Here is an 18,611-nt window from a genome sequence, read left to right as displayed (position 1 = left end):
CAGAAAACCTGTGATGGTAGAGTCGATGGGGACTATTACGCCCCGCACCTCTCTGTTAAATCCGGACGTGCGTATTTATACGCATCCAGCTTTCGATATTCTTAGGTTGCCCTGATGCCCATATGGGTGTAATCATGACAGGACTCGTGTATTGCTAGAAGATTTTTAGTTTTCCAGTTGCTATGATTACCGTCAATGTGGTGTAAGTGTACTCGTTCTTCGCTTGTAAACTTCATCCCACAATGCCCACATGTATGGTTTTGCTTCTTTAAAGCTCTAGAGGTTTCACCATCATATAACTTACTGTTGCGTTGGCTCCAGTAGGTTAAGTCTCCATTATCCAAGATTCACTAGTATAGCTACTGTGCCTAATCATACTCTGCAATGCGTGAGTGTTTTCTGAATACCTTGCAACAATTACGTCGCATCCTACCCGTATCAAAAGAGTTACATATCTCGTCTTACTTACTTAGAGTTCGACTTTCTCTAAGACTTTTGACCCGTTTCTTTTCGTTCCCTCAGATGATTGATGAGCCGCTGCGTTGTGGGGGGGGGGAACCCCGTTGTAGCAAGTGGCGTTGTTCCGTTAGGTAGTGCCAATTTAACCATCAGACCCCCTAGATTCGTGCTGCTATCGTTCAAAAATGCAGCGGGGTTAAGCTCTTCGGATGGGGACTGCCGCAAGTTGTTTAGACGTTGCCAGTCAACTGCAACAATTTTAGACATAAATTACAAAATATAATCTTTAAGCGCTCGCTTCTTCCCACAAGAAGAATAATGGAGAATGTATCGCTAAGATGCAGAAACCACCCATGCCGAAAAACTGGATTATTAAAGTAGACAACTATTTACATGCAAACCCCAATTGCATCATCGCCACCGCCCATGTGGACACGTTCCCCACAAACCTACCCCTAGAACCCAACATCAGGGAACCTAACCGCAAAAGTGCGACATACAGGCAAATCTTCGACTCTGTGACGACTCAACCAGAAAAATTCTTCGAGCGTCACAGTGGAATAGTTCTGTCAGCGAATAAAGTTAAGCCCAGCAAAAACAAAACCGAACTGGAACTTCTGGTGCTGGAAGCTAGCGAGGGGGGTAGCGATGGCATTATCAACGGAGGTCACACAGTTTTAGCGTTTGAGCAAGCTAAAAATTACAAATATGACCTAACCCAAGCCAGAGTCAAAGTTACCATCCACATCGGACTCCAGGAAGAGGAGGCTAAAGATATAGCTCTCGCCTCAAATACTACTTCTCCTGTAGATTCTCGCTCCAAAGTCAACGCCAGGGGAGATTACAAATTTATCAAGCAGTATTTAGCCCAGTTAGAAAGAGCAGAAGATAGAAAATTTAGAATCGCCTATTACCAAAACCAAAGCGGCGCTCCGAGAAATGCTCAGTGTAATGTTAACCATTTGTTCAAGCTGATCAACTGCCTCGACAGAAATAGATACAATCCCGACGGTAATAAACGCAGCAAGCACCCTACAGGTACGAACACCCCAAGTCAAATCACAGACACTGAGAGGGAAAGATTAACTCTTCTACTACCTCTACTTCCCAAAGCTCTATGGATAGAGCAAAGACTGTACGAAATTATCCAAGAACATATCAGCAACCCCAGAAGAAAGGGTGTCAACGATTTAGCATCAATCGATACGCGCAAAAATACCCTTCTCCCTGACAGCAAATACTCATTCGGGTTTGGTGCGCCAACTGACCTCGCACTACCCATAATTGCATCCTATCGGGTATTCCTAGACAAAGACTATAACTGGATTATCCCTTTTGAGGAATTCGCCGAAAACTTTCTCCAACACCTGTGGGTTAACTATTACCGTAAATACTTGATATCGGAGAAAACAGCAGGAAATACAGTGGGGACTAAAATTTGTCGCAATCAAGAAATTTGGGAAAGTCTGTACATTTCGGCCCAAAGTTATCTCAACCAGCATTTGGTGAAAATTGTTAACTCCACTAAGCGTGAAGAATTAACGCTGACACCAAGCTAAAATTCGCCATCGCAGCGCTAGGGATTTTCAAAAAACAGGTTCTGTGGGTTGGCAATTACCGTCTACCCCTAAAACCTGTAGCCTTTACTAGAAAAGGATTTCTGGATTTCAATAGCAAATTAGACTTGACAAGATGGATTTTACGGTGTAGACAGGTAGGTTAATAATTGCGCTTTCACTAGAATTATCTGCACGTATTGGTGCAATGGCATAACCGCCCACCGTAGGTGATGCTCCCAAAGGAGCCGCCCAAGGGGCGATGGGCAAAGCCCCGCTAAGAGCGATCGCAGATCGCACTCCTAAACAGTTGCTCCCGTTTATATGTGTGGGGCTGCTGAGGAAGAATGCGACATGATAATAGTAGTCTCTGATACTTAGCCTGATGAACGCACTTACAAAGGAGTATCAGAAAACCGACTCGTGCGTTTACATAAATTAACATCTCAATTAACTTAGCAAAAGCCTTTTCATTAGTAGTGAGTAGACTAGCAAGTGGGAGTAGAATGAGACTAAAAATGTCTGGGAACAAACGTTATCGGACATTTATTTCGGGTGGCTAAAGCGGGTTTATCCCGCGTATGTAGAAGAATAAAAAAGTTCAACAATAAATAATAAAGTCCAACAATAAATAAAAAAGTTCTACAATTTCTGGATGTGCATGGTCTGGGCAGATCCAGAAAGGTAAGCTTTATGGCGAGAGGTAGGCAGGAGTGGACTCAAGCCAAGTTTGAGCGCTACATCAAAGAAGGTCGCGGTCAAGGTAGTGGAGAGAAGTATAAGCCTTGGATCACTGTCTCCGATTTCCCCTCAATGGGCAGATCGGCAAGAAGCCCTGGTTGGAAGACCAATCGAGTGCATCATTTCTTATCAGACCATGAGCGGCGACTGTTTTATCTGTTCGAGTGGTCAGATATTGTCGTAGATATCAGGGAGCAATTCCCCCTGCTCAACCTAGAATTATGCACGAGTATCGCTAATGACATGGGAATGAAATACCCCACTGACCCAGTTAGCGGTATACCTTACGTTTTAACTACTGACTTCATGCTAACAGCCAATAAATCGGGTAAGTCAGTTCAAATTGCTCGAACAGTCAAACCATCTTCAGATTTGGAAAAAAAATCAGTAGCTGAGAAATTTGAGTTAGAAAGACGCTATTATGCTGACCAAAATATTGACTGGGGAATTGTAACAGAAAAAGAAATTCCCAGGCTTTTAGCTCTGAATATCGAGTGGATTCATTCTTCCTACTCGTTAGAAGCGACTACCGAAATGGCAGTTGAGGAACTACGAGGACTCTCAAGTATTTTAAAGTCTCGGCTCCAAAAAAGTAGTGCCACTATCAACAAAGTGACAACAGCTTTAGACAGAGAAATGAATATAGAATCTGGGACATCACTAATGCTTTTTAAGCATCTGATTGCCACCAAAGAAATATTAATGGATATGGAATCAACCAAAATATCTAGCTGCCCTTCAGTTCAAACAATTCAAAAAATTATGATTAAGTAATAAGGCATTAGGAAAAATTGAATGAATAATAATTTATTTGTCAACGACCTCATAGAATGGATAGACTCAAACCCTCCCAACTTGATTGAGAGAGTTCTGTGGATTGATTCTGGTTATAACATTGCCTTTGTTTTTGACATAAATGCTAAGAAAGGGTTTCCCGAAGCGAAAAAAGTTTCAGAAATAAGAGTTGCAATTCATACAGAACAAGCATTGAAGCTTAAACAAGACCCTTGGGCAAGGCATTTGAGTAATGAAGATTTAACTAAGATACAAAAAGATTATAGAGAAAATGCTTGGTCACTAATTTCATCCCTGGTTGAAAAAGAACCGGACATATACTATCGTTCGTCACGAGGTTCGCTTATCAAGCAGGTTGTTGAACAATATAACCAGGGGAGAAGTGAAAATAAATTAGTCGAAAAAACAGTTTATGAATATTTGAGAAGATTCTGGCAGAGAGGGAAAAATCAAAATGCGCTTTTACCTGACTATTCAAATTGTGGAGGTCTCGGAAAGCCCAAAAAATGTGGAGAAAAGAAACGAGGAAGACCAAGAAAATATGCCCACGAACCAGAAATTGGTGTAGGGATTAATGTAACAGACGATGATCTGAAAATTTTTAGAATTTCCATAGCCAAATTTTACAACAATGACAAACAGAATTCTTTAAGGACTACTTATAAATTAATGATTAGGGAATATTATTCATCAGATATTCGTTATGACGAAAATGGTGTAAAAAAATCCCTATTAATTCCCCCCGAACTTAGGCCGACATTCACTCAATTGAAATATTGGTATGAAGTCGAACTATCAGATATCAAAAAAAGCATTACAGAACGAAAGGGAGCGAAAAGATTTGCTTTGGAGCATAGAGCAATTCTAGGAACATCTAAGATGGAAACCATTGGTCCCGGTTCTAGATACCAAATTGATGCCACAATTGCAGATGTATATTTGGTTTCCAAGTACAACTCTAACTGGATTATTGGCAGACCAGTAATTTATGTAATCATTGATGTTTTCAGCCGAATGATTGTGGGGGTTTATGTTGGTTTAGAGGGGCCTTCTTGGACAGGAGCAATGATGGCTCTAGCTAATGCAGCCACAGATAAAATACAGTTTTGTCAGGAATATGGCATTAATATTTCCTCTACGGAATGGCCTTGCCACCATCTGCCAGATGCAATTTTGGGCGACCGAGGCGAACTTGCAGGGATGGCAGTAGAGACATTAATCCCAAATCTCAATGTCCGAATTGAAAATGCTGCACCTTACCGTGCTGATTGGAAGGGTTTAGTAGAGAGGTACTTCCGTACAATTCATGGTCATGTCAAACCATTTTTACCCGGTTATATAGACACAGATTTTAGACAAAGAGGGGGGCGAGACTATCGTCTTGATAGCAGAGTTGACATAGAGCAGTTTACTGAAATTATTATCCACTTAATTCGCTATCACAATAATCATCATTACCTGGCCAGTTATGATAGGGAAGAAATGATGATTACTGATAATGTAAATCCCATACCCATAGAATTATGGAAGTGGGGGATAGAAAATCGTTCTGGTAGACTCAGGACTTTTCCTGAAGATATCATCAAGCTAAATTTGATGCCAAGTAATAAAGCGACCATCACTGCTCGTGGCATCAAATTTAAGGGAATGTATTACAGTTGTGAAAAGGCATTGAAAGAATTCTGGTTTGAAAAAGCTAGAAGTAATTTGCTCTCCAAATCAGATAAATTATTAGATATTTCTTACGACTATCGTAAACCCAATTTTATCTATGTCCGCTCTCCTGATGGTAGAGATTTTGAGAAGTGCTTTCTTTTAGATCCAGAAGAGCGTTATTCTCAGAAAAATATACATGATATTGAATATTTACTCGCTTATGAAGAGTGGCTTTATCAGAAAAGTCAAGGCAATGAACTTCAAGCTTGTGTTGACTTAATAGCTGACATTGAAAATGTTGTCAACAGAGCTAATGATTTAGCCTCTGTAACTGTTGATAATAGGGTAAGTGATAACCAAAAAGTTGCTGGGATTAGGGGAAATAGAGCTTCAGAGAAGGCTAAACGGCGCGACTATGAGGGGTTCGAGTTAGCTAAGACAGAAACTCCTATTCCTGAGACAGTTATGCCGAGCAAAAATTCGGACTCTAAAGAAAATAAATCATTACAGCCTGACCATTTGGAGCTTCTGAGAAAGAAGCGCCAGGAGCATTTTAATGAACATAGAGAATGAGTGGGAATGGGTTAAAATTCCCAACGGGGAATGGGCTGCTGTTGCTAAATACAGAGACCACAAGTTGTCTGAATATAATACAAATCCAATAATTCGCTCTCTTCCTCCTATCTTTTCTAGAGAGAAATTTGTTGAGTATGTGACACGACTTCCGACGTGCAAATCTTCAGAAAGAGAACTAGAGCCTCAGTACAGATTTCACTGTATTGAGCGACTATCGAGATATTTTGACCCATTGAATAAAACCGTTGATTTACAACAGGTAGTTTGCGTATTAATTATGCAAGGTTATCTGAGGCGAAATCCTTTGCAACCAGAATATGCACTGCGTAGCGGTCAAATTTATCAGGCGGTGCTTTCTGGAGGAGGTTTTAACTTAGAGGAGTATGTAGATGTTCCCACCTCGGCATCTGGGTTGACAATCATTGGGCCGTCAGGAATAGGCAAGACAACCAATCTCCTAAATATCCTCTCTTTATATCCCCAGGTGATTGTCCATCCAGCTCATAGTGTTTACCAAATTGTTTGGTTGAAAGTAGACTGTCCCCATGCCGGTTCTTTGAAGGGTTTGTGTATCGACTTCTTCAGAGCCGTTGACAAATTACTCGGCACTAATAACTTCCAAAAATTTGGGGTAAAACGCAACTCTGAGGATTATATGCTGGCTCAAGTTGCCCAAATTGCCCACACTCAACATTTAGGAGTTTTAGTTATCGATGAAATGCAAAATTTAGTAGCAGCCAGAAGAAATAGCTCCGAAATGTTGAATTTTTTGGTGAAAATGGACAATATTATTGGAGTCCCAGTAATTCGCGTTGGTACAAATGAGGCTTTCCCAATTCTTCAAGGTAATTTTAGAAATGCGAGAAGAGGTGTGGGAGAAGGGGGAGTAATTTGGGACAGGATGGAAAACAATCGGGAATGGAACTTTTTTATCGAAGGAATGTGGGAGTTTCAGTGGACAAAACAATATATACCGTTAACTGCAAATATTACCTCGGCTCTATATTATGAAAGCCAAGGAATTATTGATATCGTCATTAAACTCTATAAAATGGTGCAATGGAGAGCTATTGCTTTAGGGAGCGAAGTAATCACTGTTGACTTGATTCACGCTTGTGCTGCTGACGGTCTGCATCTAGTTAAACCAATGTTAGATGCTATTAGGTCTGGGGATGAAAAATGGATGATGAAATACAAAGATATTGCTCCATTGGACACAAATCTATACCGCAATAAGTGCTTGGATTCTCTTGAAGAAACAGATTTAGAAGAAGTGAGAAGATTAGCACGCTCATCACAGAGGATGGGTCACATATCAGCAACGCTACGTCATGTAATTATTGAACTGATTAATTTAGATGTTCCACCTGCTACGGCCAAGAGTTGTGCCGAAAAAGTTGTTGCTTCTCATAGAGAAGATGCAGATAAAAAAGTGCTAATTAAAGAGGCTTATAAACTAGCTTTGCAATGCGGTAATATTTCAGCAGAGCTAGTTCAGCATCAAGAACGAAAAATAAAACTTCAACCGAAGTATCAGGAGAATGATATCCGAGTTATTGTTGAAAATGCGAAGAAAAATCAAACTCCAGCTTGTGAAGATTTGAAAGCTTTGGGGATTATTAAAGATCCACTCAAAGACTTTTTTATTGGTGAGTAGTATATGCTCAGTTTTTTCCCTACGCCTTACCCAGATGAGATTTTATATAGCGTGTTTGCACGTTATCATGCCAGAAGTGGTAATATAAAGCCTGATGAAACGTTGCAAGAATTGTTCAATTCCCGGAATACTATAGTTAGGCCGGACTTACCCTATAACTTAACCTATTTAATTAAAAATCTTCCGTTGCTTTCTCAACATACGGTAGAAAGTCTAATCCAAAAACATACACTGTACCCCATGTATGCAGTCTTTATGCCTGACAGCAAATCAGCTATTCTGGGTTACATGAAAGGAGAGTTGGGGACATATATTTATAGAGGAATAGCAAGCTCGGTTTATCTGCCAAAATATTTTAGGTTTTGTCCAAAATGCCTTTTTGAAAACTTGCATACATTTGGCGAGGCATATTGGCATCGACTTCACCAAACACCTGGTGTTCTTGTCTGCACAATTCATGATGTTGTCTTAAACGATAGTATTGTACCTATCTGGAATAATAAGTGGTATCAAGTTGGTATTGCTAGTTTGGAAAACTGTCCTATATCGAATGTAACTAAAAATTACAGTGAATCCACTAAAGAGTGGTTACGCCTAATTGCATCTGATATTGAGTGGTTAATGACCTGTGACTTCAAATCGCTTCCTTCTAAGGAATTAGATTGGTTTCATATCCAATATATAGTTTTATTGATTAAGAGAAATTTAGCGACTCTAGACCGTCAGGTATATGAGCAAGGTTTACGACAGAAATTTTTGTCTTTTTATGGAAGTGAATTTCTTGAGGCTCTTGGTATAAATGTCAGTAATAATAACATAAATTTATTTAAAATTTTTCGATTACATTTGGAGGTTTTTGACCCGGTAATGCATCTGCTAATGATTAGATTTTTGAGGAATTCGCCTTCAACATTTTTTGCTCGTAAATCTAAATATAAACCTTTTGGTAAGGGGCCTTGGCTTTGTCTAAATCCTGCTTGCGAACACTATCTCCATTCTGTAGTTACGAAGTTAGTCATGCTTTTAAGCAATGATCTAAATTCGACCTATTCTTATATAAAAAATCCTATAGGCACTTTTGAGTGTGATTGCGGTTTTCAATATAGTAAGATTGGCGTGAATTTGACTAAAGTTGATAAGTTTCGATTTGAAAGAATCGTGACGTTTGGTCAATTATGGGAACAAAAGTATTTGGAATTAAATGTTGTTGATAGACGAAATTTTCAGCAAGCTGCGTACAACCTTAGTTTTAATTATAGCAAGAGTCCAACGACTATGTTGCGTAAGCTAGAAGCTTTGTGGAAGTCTTTGAATGATAGTGTAGAAAAAGACTCCGGTTAATCAGACCCTATATTGTTGAACTTTTTTATTCAAAAAATCGACCCGCGCTCTTCTACATTGCTAAACTGAACTCAACTGAGGACAGTTATTGTTCAACTTTATTTTTCTGGTATCTGTGATGGATAACCAAAAATTAAGGGTTGTAGCTCTTGAAATTGTTGAACTTTATTATTCCTCTACAGCGTATTATTTTGAGGCTGTGTGATGACGTTATCACGTACAGACGCAGGTGTAGATACAGAAGAATTAGGGGTTGCGATCGCTCAGTTATCACCGGAACAACTAGCGGTGATTAAAGCAACAGTCGAAGCGGTGGTACAGGCAACTGGCACACCCAAAATCACTGGGGCGGAAACTACCAGCGAACTGTTTTCTAGTTGGCTCACCAGTAGGGAGTCAGAGCAAACTGTACGGGCATACCGAAATGACGTGATGCACTTTGTTCAGTGGCGACTGGGCATTGACTATCCAGACTTAGATAATTTAAACCTGCACACCACCACCAAAGAAGATGTGGACAATTACAAAGCCCACCTACTTAAAAAAGAGAAAACAGGGGAAATTGCGCGTGCTTCCGTTCGCCGTCGCCTTGCTTCCCTTAAAAGCTTTCTGCGCTACGCTTGCGATGTAGGCTACTTGCGGGCAAATCCTACAATGTTGTTGAAAGTACCTCCGGAGCGCAAAAAGATTAAGGAGCGCACCCTGACTGAAACTGAGATTGAAATGCTATTCGACGCAGCTGCACAAGTTGTAGAACAAGCCCCCACTCCTCACAAAAAGATACAAGCGCAACGCAACCAACTAATTCTGGAGCTTTTTTACTACGGTGCTATTCGGGTAGGTGAGAGTGGTTTAACCTGGGCTACCATGCATTCAAATCAGTCTGGGCTACCTTACATCAAAGTGGTAGGCAAAGGAGACAAGGAGCGCGATGTTCCCATACCAATAGAACTTTACCAATACCTTTTGGCTAATCGACAACATACTAAAGACAAAACCGAGCCGCTTTTCACAAGCCAGAAAACGGGTGAACCCATCGGCGATCGCCACATCCGCCGCATCATCAAATCCATTGCCGAAGTAGCAGGGTTAAGTCGCATCCCCTCCCCACACTGGTTGCGACACAGCCACGCCACCCATGCTGCGAAAAACACGCCTATTCACGTCATCACCAAAACTCTGGGACATTCATCTGGGAAAATTACGATAGACAATTATCTACACGCGGGTGAAGATGAGGCTAGCTCTCTTAACCTCAAACGATATCGCCAATAATAGTACTAAAGCAAGTTTGGGGAGAATCTCACGCTTTGATACTATCTCTTAGAATTATTGCTGTCTCCTCAGATCATACTCCCGACTTTCTCTGTTGAGCAAGCATAGCAATAGTGTGGAGGTGTAGAGTGGCTTTTCGTATCCTTTCTTTTGTGCCTGCTGTAGGCGATCGCCTGGAGCATAGTCCATCGCTCCCGTCACAAATTGTGTTGATATATGACAATTATGACAAAAATGAACACAATTAATACTCAGTAAATTCCACCCTTCTGCCAAACCTTGTAAAATCAATACGTCGATATCAAAAATGATATCAAATGCCTGAGCAAAAGTCCCCACCCAGCGAGATGATCCGCGTACCCGTTCCACTAATTGGGGTGGTTCGGCGACTATCCAAACTACATCGACAAGGACATACAATTGCCTTGCTGCAAGCTTTAGAGGAATTACTAGGAGAATTTGATAGCAAAAATGATATCGATCTGACAGCAGGCAGTAAATCAGTTAAACAGCTAGAGAAGCAGCTGTTGAAACTGGAATCCCATCTTGCCAGTCAAGGCTCCTCGGTGGAAACAAAACTTGAAGCCATCACCAAAAAGCTGGAGCTAATCGAACGAGCAATCGCCTCTGGGAGATTGAGCAACAGCAAAGGGCGAAGACAAGCGTACCCGTCGTACCAACAAACACAAGTTGAACTACAGCCCAGGACAAACGAAAGTCTTGCTCCAAGACTCGGTGTTAGTCCCCAAAGCCTGATTGCAGAAAGAGAAAACAAGAGCGCCAAAGAATTTTTGAGTTGGTCACGTAACCGCGACCCAATGAGCGTGGGTTGGGAATGGAATGCTCTTGACGAACTGTATCATCCGCTCAGGTGAAACAGGCATTCACATTTCTCTTGTAGTGACACGATAGCTTTAAGAATAAGTTAATAACTAGGAGCTTGAGGTGCAGCGAAAAATCGAATTAAAAAGAGGCGTTGATAACACATCTGTTGAAGCATATTTGGTAGATTTAGGACAAAGACACGTTGATAATTATGTCAATGATTGGGTCGAAAAATTAAGGTTATTTACTCAAGAAGATAAATACTGGGACTGGATATTTAAATTAAGATATATTGCTAATCAAGCAAATCTTGAAGGTTATGCAGTTGAGTGCGAAAACACAACTCAAGGATTAATGATAGTAGAAACACAAATGCACGGTTCCCGGTTGAATATTGGTAAGAGACTAGTTTATGTTGATGGTATTGCAACTGCCCCCACTAACCGAATTGAAATTCAGCATCCGCCTCAATTCAAAGGTGTTGGTCAAGCACTTTTAAATTTCGCCAGAATTAGAAGTGTTGAGCTTGGGTATGAAGGTAGAGTTGGGTTGCATTCTTTACCAAGGTCTGTAGGATTTTATGAAAAACAAAATATGTTTAACTGCGGGTCTGAAGAAGAATACGATAATTTGGTTTACTTTGAGTATGGTGTATTGAGACGGAGAGCAGGTGAAAATTTATGAATCATCAACAGCAAAATAATAATTCTCAGGTGAATGAGCCAGTAACAACCCAAGAAGCTATAGATTTACTTTTTGGTGAAGGATGGCTCGATGAAGCTGTTCGTATCGAAGATGAAGCCAATTGCACTGTTGGTGCTGGTTTGGATTGGGGTAATGCACTACCACCTTTAATGCTTAACCTTCCTTTATTTGGTCGCCTATCAACGCTGCGTGTATCACTTAACCGTGAAATCAGGCTAATAATTGAAACATGGGATTTAGGTGTAGGTACAAAAGCGGCAACAGAGACTGCAAGGAGACGCATTAAAGAACGGTTGTTATCTCCTGCGCCTGAGCTATTACTTTACTTAGAAGCAACATTGCTACAAGATGATTTATACGGTGAAGAGTTTATATCTAACCGCGAAGCTCTCAAATCACTACTTGCAGTACTTATTACTGATTCTGATAGGGCAGAAATTGCAGAGACGGCTGCTAATTCAATACGCGCACAAGTTATGTCGCAGGTGAATTTTTCCGAAAAACTTTCTGCTTAAATACTCAATGTAAAAACAACAATATTGCATCAAATTCATCAAAGGAGCAACCGCAAGAGTAGTAGATCCTCTGCGTCAATCATTAGCTTACTCCGCTAGAAATCCATACCAATATCAAAGATTTATATTTTATGTTTGGCGTAACCTGCGTTATTCAATTACAATAATCAGTGCATATATATCCTTTTTTAGAAGTTAAGAGTTCTTTAACTACGCAAATAAATTTATAAAGCAAACTGAATATATAAAAATTAAGTATATTATGATAAACATTAACGATATAATCAAAATTATTTTTGTGTAACCCAAAAGGACTGATTAATGACTAGCAAAACCCGCAGTCGCTATTCTTCAAACTGGGATACTATCGCACTTGAGGTCAAATCAAAATCCGACTGGAAATGCACGCGCTGTGGTATACAATGCTTACGCCCAACTGATAAAAGAGATGGGTTAAATCGTAGAGAACGCAGTATTAAAACTTTAGTAGTTCACCACTGGAATTATCTGCCCGAAGATAATCGAGTCGAGAATCTCGCGGCTTTATGCACGGCTTGTCATCTGCTGTTCCATACGCGACGACGGGGAAACATATCACCAGGACAACTATCTTTGTGGTAGAAAAGCCAGTGGTTAAAGACAAATCAGTAGTAGATAGTTATGAGAAAGGTAAAAAATAAATATTATCTTTCTAAGTCAAGATCGCAACATTTGCTGACGCAATAACTTCATTGAAAAATTGAAGTTGTATCGACATGAAAACTACTACTAATTCTAATCTAAAAGCTAACAAAAAATTAGTAACCTCTGCCCAGCAAATTCAACAAATAAGCACCTTAATAAGCGAGGCAGATTACTACGACTACGAAGCAGAATTAGCACAAGAAAAGTCAGATTACTATCACTTGCGGTACGGGTACTAGATTCAATCTCCCTTCAAGCATCAACTCTTCCTAGTCAACAAGCAGTAGCAGGTAAATAGGTAACTGCTACTGGCTTTTCATATCAAAAAGTAAATTATGGCTCAAGCAATTGAACGCGAAATCAATCAACTCACGCTAAAAGAGTTAAGCTTAGATGCTGCTAAACTCTGGTCACAGATAGAAGAAGCAAGCGAGTTAGGCGAAGAAGGTAAAGTAGAACAACTCGTACAAGAACTTATGGGTGTTCAAGATGGTATCGAAACCAAAATTGATGCGATCGCCTGGGTAGTTGACCAGTTAAATCTTGATCTTGAAACCTGGGAAGAAAGAAAAGTGCGAGTAGCCGAACTCCACGACCGGGTAATTTCACGTCGTAAAACTCAACTTGAACAAATCAAGCGTACCCTGATCCATCTGCACGAGATTGGATTAATCAGTGACAAAAATATTGGTAAGGAAAGGGTAATTGAAATCAGGGATAACCCACCCAAAGTCGCTAACTTACTAGTAGAGGTAGACGATCAAGATTTTCCAGATGAATTTAGGGTTATTAAGTACCAAGCTAATAATAAGGCAATTCTTGAAGCCTATAAATCTGGTAAAGATATTAGCGATGTTGCTGAGATAACTATTGGGAAACAGGTACGGTTTAAGGTGCAATCAGCTACTAAGGGGCGCAACAAGAAAAACCACAACTAATGGCATACGCCTCAACCATATAAATCAAACACAGGTATATCCCATCATTTTACAAATATATCATCAAATGGTTAAGAGTCAAATCTTAATCATTTTTATTTTTTTAAAAAATATACCTCAATTTTAAATTTATTAAAAAGATCATCAAAACTTTGCTTATATTTAAAATCAGTGAAGATATAATCGGTAAAACAGTAAATATCAACTTTAGCAGCAGTAACTATACCAGACTAGGTACAAACATTGTTACGATAGGCTGGTAAATTTAACGTTCTTTGGTGTAGTTCAATAAGTAATTGCAATTGATTATGTATTTTCTAATTTTCAATTATCAAGATGATAATTGAAACTAGCTTTAAGTTTAATCTTCAGGTATGCAATCATCATAAATAAAAATTAAATATTAGCTATCGGGAGATATCTTCAAATGTCATATCATCAAAATCGAAGTATAGTTATCCGTAACGCTATTATCAACAGTTTGTTTATTATTTGGTGTTTAGTTTGGCGTACTGGTTTGGGGCTAACCTTTTTCATCATCTATGCTTCCCTTGGCTACATATATAACTGGCCATTCTACCTTCCCATTTCGATTATTTTGGGATTTATCCCTTGGGGCTGGAAAGTGCAAGAAGAAAGAAGGATTAGAGAAGAAGAACAAAAAATGAGGAATTTGAAAAATCAAATTGGGGATGGTTTTATCTATGCCAGAGCCGAATCAAATGTCGAAATAAATTACAGGGCGGTTATTTTCCTTAAATCAGTGCTTGGTCTATTTATTAGCGGATGTTGGGGAATAATACTTGGCTGGAAAGCTATTTGGAATATGATACTACAGTTAGTTGATAATATTAGAACAGTTGTTAAATATATGTAGGGTGACATCTTTATCGAAGTAAACCAAGTCCAAAATATTTCATCACTGTTACACCATTAATTTATTATCGATTCTTTTATTCAGAGTAAATTTACACAAGCTCACGCTTTGATATAAATAGAAAGCTGGCATACCGCTTCATTAAATAGCCAGTTACTAGTTATATCAACAGGAGTTAAAACAATGGAATTAGCACAGTATATGCTAACAGGGCTTCTCTACATTCTTATTTACGGATTTTCTACTCTCTTCATTTTCCAATTCTTGCTAGAGATATCTGTCGCTTTTGAAAAGCACTGCAATTGCACTACATCCATAAAACCCACTGTAAGTAAAATCGAAAATTTAACTGATAAATCCAAACTGCGGATATCTAACAAAAATCAAGGATCTACAAACAAACATATCACTGTTGAACAGTTAAGGAAAAGATGCTCAGAAGCTGGAATAAAATGGAGTTATGCTATTCAAGTATCTAAAACTGGCAAGAAACGACATCTCAATCGAGAAGAAATGTTAATAGCTCTAAACAAGATGAAACAGTCAGCATAATAAAAATAGAAACTGATAGTAATTACTTTTATTATCAGTTTATATAAAATGGACAAGTATTGTATTTGTTGGCGAATAAAAAATTCTAGTAAAGACGCATCACCCCTAATTTTTAATCATCCAAATTCTAGACAAGAAGCAATGATAAGAGGTGATTATGGAGAGATGGAATTATGGGATAACCTAACTGCTGCTCAAGCAGAAGTAAAAAAATTTAATCACAGATATCCCAATCTTTTCTTTTGGGTAAAAGAACCAAATGTCAAATAATCATCCCTACAAAATTATTCCTGATAGAGTTATCAAACTAGCAGAAAACCAGATTTTTGTATTTGGCAGCAACACACAAGGAAGACATGGTGCTGGAAGTGCTTTATTTGCGCGACAGTACTGCAATGCAGAATACGGTAATCCCCAAGGACGACAAGGACAATCCTGGGCGATCGTAACCGACTTGAAGCTATGATTGTTCGTACTTGCGATCGCGCCCTTGAGTGGGGTTACAAACGCATTCAGTTCTATTCAGGTATGGCATTGGGAGTTGATACCGCAGCAGCCGAGATCGTCTTAGGGCTGAAGGAGAAATATTCCATAGAAATCCCCGCTGTTGTCTTAGCATAAGCTACATATCTGGCGAAAGTTTTGGAAACTAGCTATCTCCTAACAAGCAAAACTTTCTTCATTGCCATACAAATACTAAAACTACCTTGACAGATAGCTAGCCTAAACCTAGTAATTTTGAAATTAATGGCAATAGTTTATTACAAGCTTCAAATAAACTGGCTGTACTAGGTAATATGGCTATCGTTCCTCTCAACATCGTAAGAGCATTTTTCGCCACCTTTTGCATTGCTCCTTCTTTTGGCTTTTGACCTGATTCTGCTATGGCTTTTACCTGCTCTAGCGCAGTAACTTTATCATCATCGCTCAAATTAGTATCCGACTCGATTGCTTCTTGCAATTGCTTTAGCAGTTCTGCTAGTTTTGGTGCTTCTGGCGTATCAGACTTCTCAAGCTGAGCAATAGTAGTAGTAACAGTGCCACTGATGTCACCACCAGCTGTACCAGTTATATCTTTACCTGCTACACCACTAATATCACCACCTGCAACACCAGTGACATCACCTCCAACATTACCAAAATGGATTGGATTACTTTTGTCTGACATAGTATCTCCTTGGTTATTATAAATTCCTGCAACAATGCCACTATTATATTTAACATACGTAGTTGGACGATTTTTTGCTTCTTCTACCATATTTGTAACTATTTCTAAAATTTCTGTATTATCAGGTAATATTTTTTGAGGATCTGCTAAATCTAAGCTGAGTGTTTGATTGTACTCGTAATGATATTCATCTTTTAGTTGTTGTTCATCAATAGAGCGCGAAGATTTAACTATTAAATTTATTCCATATTCTGTTCTTCTTATTCCTACTATTTCAAGCTGAGTACTGTAATTTTTGGATAGACTTTCAATAACCTGAAGAGCAACTTTTGGGTTCATATCAAAGTCATTGTAAAGCTCGATAGTGTCTAAGATAGTTTTAATAAAGTTTTTGAATTCTCCAGGTTTAAATTTTCCTCTTGGTGGCATTTGGTCAATTTTGCTACCGTTTTCAGATAACTTCATGAATATCGAATCACATTCAATATCCTCAAGTTTAGTTGTCTTAGTCACCAGCCAGCCTTCAATACAAGCTTCGGTTAGTTTAGCTCCAGTTAAATCAGCACTCTCAAATTGTGTACGTACAAGAATAGCTTGTTTTAAATTTGCTTCTTTAAGAGATGATTGATAGAAGTTTGTACCTATAAATTGATAACCAGTTAAATCATATCCATCTAAATTAACTCCTTGTAAAACTTGATTATTAAAATTTTTTTTTACTGAATCTTTAGGCACTGAATCTTTAGGCGTTATTAATAGTTGAAGTAATTCTGGATTTTTAAGATAGGTTGCGCCAGGAAGAATACTGTCTAGTTCTTTAGCTTTGTAAAAGCAAGTGCGGGTTAAATTGGCTTCTCGGAAATCTGTACTTTTTAAGGTAGCGTTTTGAAAATTAGCTTTAGTTAAATTGGCGTTATAAAACTTTGTACCGCCAATAGCTGCAATTTTCATTGCAGCTTTCCGAATTACAGTATATTTTTCGTCCCCCTTAAATGATTGACTTGCGATGTAAGAGCTTAATAAAGCAAAAAATCCAGATCCTAAAAAACTTCCAACTGCATTGGTATAGGCGAGTGCGCCGCTATCAAAGTCGCTGAGTCCATCAAAGAGATAATTTGCATTGACATAGACAGTATAGATTGCTGCTCCGGCTCCGGCTCCGGCTCCGGCGAAAGTAACAACTTCGACGAAGACTCTGGCTGTTGCTGTAGCTATTGCTATGGCGAATGCTCCAGCAAAGGTAACGGCTACGGCTGCGGCGAAGACTACGACAAAGGTGACACCGAGTGCGAATGCAGTGGGGATGGCATTCGCAAAGTCTCCACTAGCGATAAGTACTAAGAAACCGAAGCCGAAGCTTATGGCAAAGACTTGGGCGAAGTTTTCGGCTAAATTTAATCCTTTGTGGATTATAGTTCTACGGAAAATAATTAGAAAAAATAAAATCACTACGCCTAAAAGTAGATTAGGCAAGTCTAATCTCATAGTAGTTGCAAGTAATCCAATCGCAGCGGGAAAATATGCTGAGATCGCAGATAGTAGAAATGAAGCAACAAGTAGAAAAGCAATCCATCGTTTCTGCAACCCAGCTTTTGCGCTACTAAAATTAGCCCCTTGTACATCTTCACTACTAAAATTGACCTTTATATCTATAAAAATTGCATTAGTAAAATTAGCACCTCGTATATCCGCACTACTAAAATTAGCCTCTACAAGTTTTGCATTAGTAAAATTAGCACCTCGTATATTCGCCCCCCTAAAGTCACTACGTGTCAGGTCTTTACCCTCAAACGATTTACCACTCAGGTTTTTACTCTTAAACGACTTACTGCTGAGATTTTGTTCGTGGGAAATGTCGTCAGGCATAATTTTATATGTAAATGAAGATTGATATTCATATACACTTAGATTATGAAATATTTCGTGCAAAAATGCGAATTTTTACTTAAAAACGTTCATTTAGCCAGGGTTATGCCAAAACCCTTGTCACACATCGAGAGCGTAATCGACCACGGGGAGGTTGCAATTTTTTCACCTCCTTAGTTTCTTCTCTGACCAAGATAGCCTTGACGGTAATCACTTTTCTTTAGTCTGGAAGCTTGACGCGCAGACCACTGACGCATAGGAGTAACTTTCTCTACATGAAGTAGCTGATGGCGATAAGTATTATTATCTGTCAGTTGGGCGATCGCACCAGCAATAAATCGAGCGCAGCGTTCTGGTTGAGATGAGACTTGGGTTGAGTCGATGAGGGATATTATTCCCCGCACCTCTCAGTTAGATCCGGACGT

At 39.2% G+C, this 18,611-nt stretch carries 21 protein-coding genes and 1 pseudogene; 16 read left to right on the top strand and 6 right to left on the bottom strand.

Translation table 11 applies throughout. The annotated features are described in order from the left end of the window. Positions 1-35: 35 nt before the first annotated feature. Together NIES593_RS25405 and NIES593_RS00090 are read right to left on the bottom strand one after the other, a co-directional pair. Positions 36-338: pseudogene (locus NIES593_RS25405) on the bottom strand (HNH endonuclease); the annotation flags it as partial. Between the two features lie 148 nt (positions 339-486). Then, positions 487-726: a hypothetical protein gene (locus NIES593_RS00090; RefSeq protein WP_073597659.1), complete on the bottom strand. Its 240-nt coding sequence runs from the start codon at positions 724-726 to the stop codon at positions 487-489. Between the two features lie 86 nt (positions 727-812). Here NIES593_RS00090 and NIES593_RS00085 point away from each other — a divergent pair, with 86 nt between their 5' ends. Beyond that, positions 813-2,018 (top strand): AIPR family protein, encoded by a 1,206-nt coding sequence (locus NIES593_RS00085; RefSeq protein ID WP_026081550.1) that lies wholly within the window; start codon positions 813-815, stop codon positions 2,016-2,018. Positions 2,019-2,126: 108 nt separating this feature from the next. Here NIES593_RS00085 and NIES593_RS23365 read toward each other — a convergent pair whose 3' ends face one another. Continuing rightward, on the bottom strand, positions 2,127-2,315 hold the full coding sequence (locus NIES593_RS23365; RefSeq protein ID WP_139253594.1) for a hypothetical protein: 189 nt from the start codon (positions 2,313-2,315) through the stop codon (positions 2,127-2,129). Between the two features lie 357 nt (positions 2,316-2,672). Between NIES593_RS23365 and NIES593_RS00080 the strand changes: the two genes are divergently transcribed. The 5 genes from NIES593_RS00080 to NIES593_RS00060 all read left to right on the top strand — a co-directional run bounded on the left by NIES593_RS00080 (position 2,673) and on the right by NIES593_RS00060 (position 10,056). Next, positions 2,673-3,530, top strand: coding sequence for a TnsA endonuclease C-terminal domain-containing protein (locus NIES593_RS00080; protein ID WP_217651759.1), 858 nt, complete (start codon positions 2,673-2,675; stop codon positions 3,528-3,530). A 21-nt stretch (positions 3,531-3,551) separates the two neighbouring features. Beyond that, complete coding sequence (locus tag NIES593_RS00075; RefSeq protein WP_073597657.1) at positions 3,552-5,780, top strand: Mu transposase C-terminal domain-containing protein; 2,229 nt, start codon at positions 3,552-3,554, stop codon at positions 5,778-5,780. Then, positions 5,764-7,440 carry an ATP-binding protein gene (locus tag NIES593_RS00070; protein WP_073597656.1) on the top strand — a complete coding sequence of 559 codons (1,677 nt, stop codon included), beginning with the start codon at positions 5,764-5,766 and terminating at the stop codon, positions 7,438-7,440. Before NIES593_RS00075 ends, NIES593_RS00070 begins: the two co-directional genes overlap by 17 nt. Positions 7,441-7,443: 3 nt before the next feature. Beyond that, positions 7,444-8,781 (top strand): TnsD family Tn7-like transposition protein, encoded by a 1,338-nt coding sequence (locus tag NIES593_RS00065; RefSeq protein ID WP_073597655.1) that lies wholly within the window; start codon positions 7,444-7,446, stop codon positions 8,779-8,781. A gap of 204 nt (positions 8,782-8,985) precedes the next feature. Next, entirely contained in the window at positions 8,986-10,056 is a 1,071-nt protein-coding gene (locus NIES593_RS00060; protein WP_073597654.1) for a tyrosine-type recombinase/integrase, read from the top strand. A gap of 54 nt (positions 10,057-10,110) precedes the next feature. Here the strand turns inward: NIES593_RS00060 and NIES593_RS23825 are convergent, their stop codons facing one another. Next, positions 10,111-10,476, bottom strand: coding sequence for a hypothetical protein (locus NIES593_RS23825; RefSeq protein ID WP_175560995.1), 366 nt, complete (start codon positions 10,474-10,476; stop codon positions 10,111-10,113). Here NIES593_RS23825 and NIES593_RS00055 point away from each other — a divergent pair. From NIES593_RS00055 to NIES593_RS23360, 10 genes are all read left to right on the top strand, one after another. After that, positions 10,374-10,931 carry a hypothetical protein gene (locus NIES593_RS00055; RefSeq protein WP_017307667.1) on the top strand — a complete coding sequence of 186 codons (558 nt, stop codon included), beginning with the start codon at positions 10,374-10,376 and terminating at the stop codon, positions 10,929-10,931. The genes NIES593_RS23825 and NIES593_RS00055 overlap by 103 nt on opposite strands. Positions 10,932-11,001: 70 nt before the next feature. After that, positions 11,002-11,565 carry a GNAT family N-acetyltransferase gene (locus tag NIES593_RS00050; protein WP_073597653.1) on the top strand — a complete coding sequence of 188 codons (564 nt, stop codon included), beginning with the start codon at positions 11,002-11,004 and terminating at the stop codon, positions 11,563-11,565. Further along, positions 11,562-12,101: a hypothetical protein gene (locus NIES593_RS00045; protein ID WP_073597652.1), complete on the top strand. Its 540-nt coding sequence runs from the start codon at positions 11,562-11,564 to the stop codon at positions 12,099-12,101. The genes NIES593_RS00050 and NIES593_RS00045 overlap by 4 nt, the downstream gene beginning before the upstream one ends. Positions 12,102-12,422: 321 nt before the next feature. Next, entirely contained in the window at positions 12,423-12,722 is a 300-nt protein-coding gene (locus NIES593_RS00040) for an HNH endonuclease (protein WP_071524687.1), read from the top strand. A gap of 134 nt (positions 12,723-12,856) precedes the next feature. Then, complete coding sequence (locus tag NIES593_RS23820) at positions 12,857-13,024, top strand: hypothetical protein (protein WP_010993844.1); 168 nt, start codon at positions 12,857-12,859, stop codon at positions 13,022-13,024. Between the two features lie 96 nt (positions 13,025-13,120). Further along, positions 13,121-13,723, top strand: a complete 603-nt coding sequence (locus NIES593_RS00035) for a siphovirus Gp157 family protein (protein WP_073597651.1) — start codon at positions 13,121-13,123, stop codon at positions 13,721-13,723. A gap of 427 nt (positions 13,724-14,150) precedes the next feature. Continuing rightward, complete coding sequence (locus NIES593_RS00030; RefSeq protein WP_073597650.1) at positions 14,151-14,600, top strand: hypothetical protein; 450 nt, start codon at positions 14,151-14,153, stop codon at positions 14,598-14,600. Positions 14,601-14,783: 183 nt separating this feature from the next. After that, positions 14,784-15,152 (top strand): hypothetical protein, encoded by a 369-nt coding sequence (locus NIES593_RS00025; RefSeq protein ID WP_073597649.1) that lies wholly within the window; start codon positions 14,784-14,786, stop codon positions 15,150-15,152. Between the two features lie 259 nt (positions 15,153-15,411). Next, positions 15,412-15,618: an A1S_2505 family phage non-structural protein gene (locus NIES593_RS00015; protein ID WP_073597647.1), complete on the top strand. Its 207-nt coding sequence runs from the start codon at positions 15,412-15,414 to the stop codon at positions 15,616-15,618. Further along, positions 15,615-15,773 carry a DUF1273 domain-containing protein gene (locus NIES593_RS23360; protein WP_139253593.1) on the top strand — a complete coding sequence of 53 codons (159 nt, stop codon included), beginning with the start codon at positions 15,615-15,617 and terminating at the stop codon, positions 15,771-15,773. Before NIES593_RS00015 ends, NIES593_RS23360 begins: the two co-directional genes overlap by 4 nt. 97 nt (positions 15,774-15,870) lie before the next feature. On the opposite strand, the gene NIES593_RS00010 is transcribed toward NIES593_RS23360, so the two are convergent. Together NIES593_RS00010 and NIES593_RS00005 are read right to left on the bottom strand one after the other, a co-directional pair. Continuing rightward, the gene (locus NIES593_RS00010; RefSeq protein ID WP_073597646.1) at positions 15,871-18,186 is read right to left on the bottom strand and encodes a pentapeptide repeat-containing protein; all 2,316 of its coding nucleotides are present in this window, start codon (positions 18,184-18,186) and stop codon (positions 15,871-15,873) included. 173 nt (positions 18,187-18,359) lie between these two features. Beyond that, a complete protein-coding gene (locus tag NIES593_RS00005; protein ID WP_217651757.1) occupies positions 18,360-18,590 on the bottom strand; it encodes a hypothetical protein in 231 nt (76 codons plus the stop codon). Positions 18,591-18,611: the final 21 nt, after the last annotated feature.

Source organism: Hydrococcus rivularis NIES-593 (assembly GCF_001904635.1).
Taxonomy (GTDB): domain Bacteria; phylum Cyanobacteriota; class Cyanobacteriia; order Cyanobacteriales; family Microcystaceae; genus Hydrococcus; species Hydrococcus rivularis.
The sequence above is the reverse complement of the archived record's forward strand: the minus strand, read 5'-3'. Positions and strand labels throughout refer to the sequence as shown.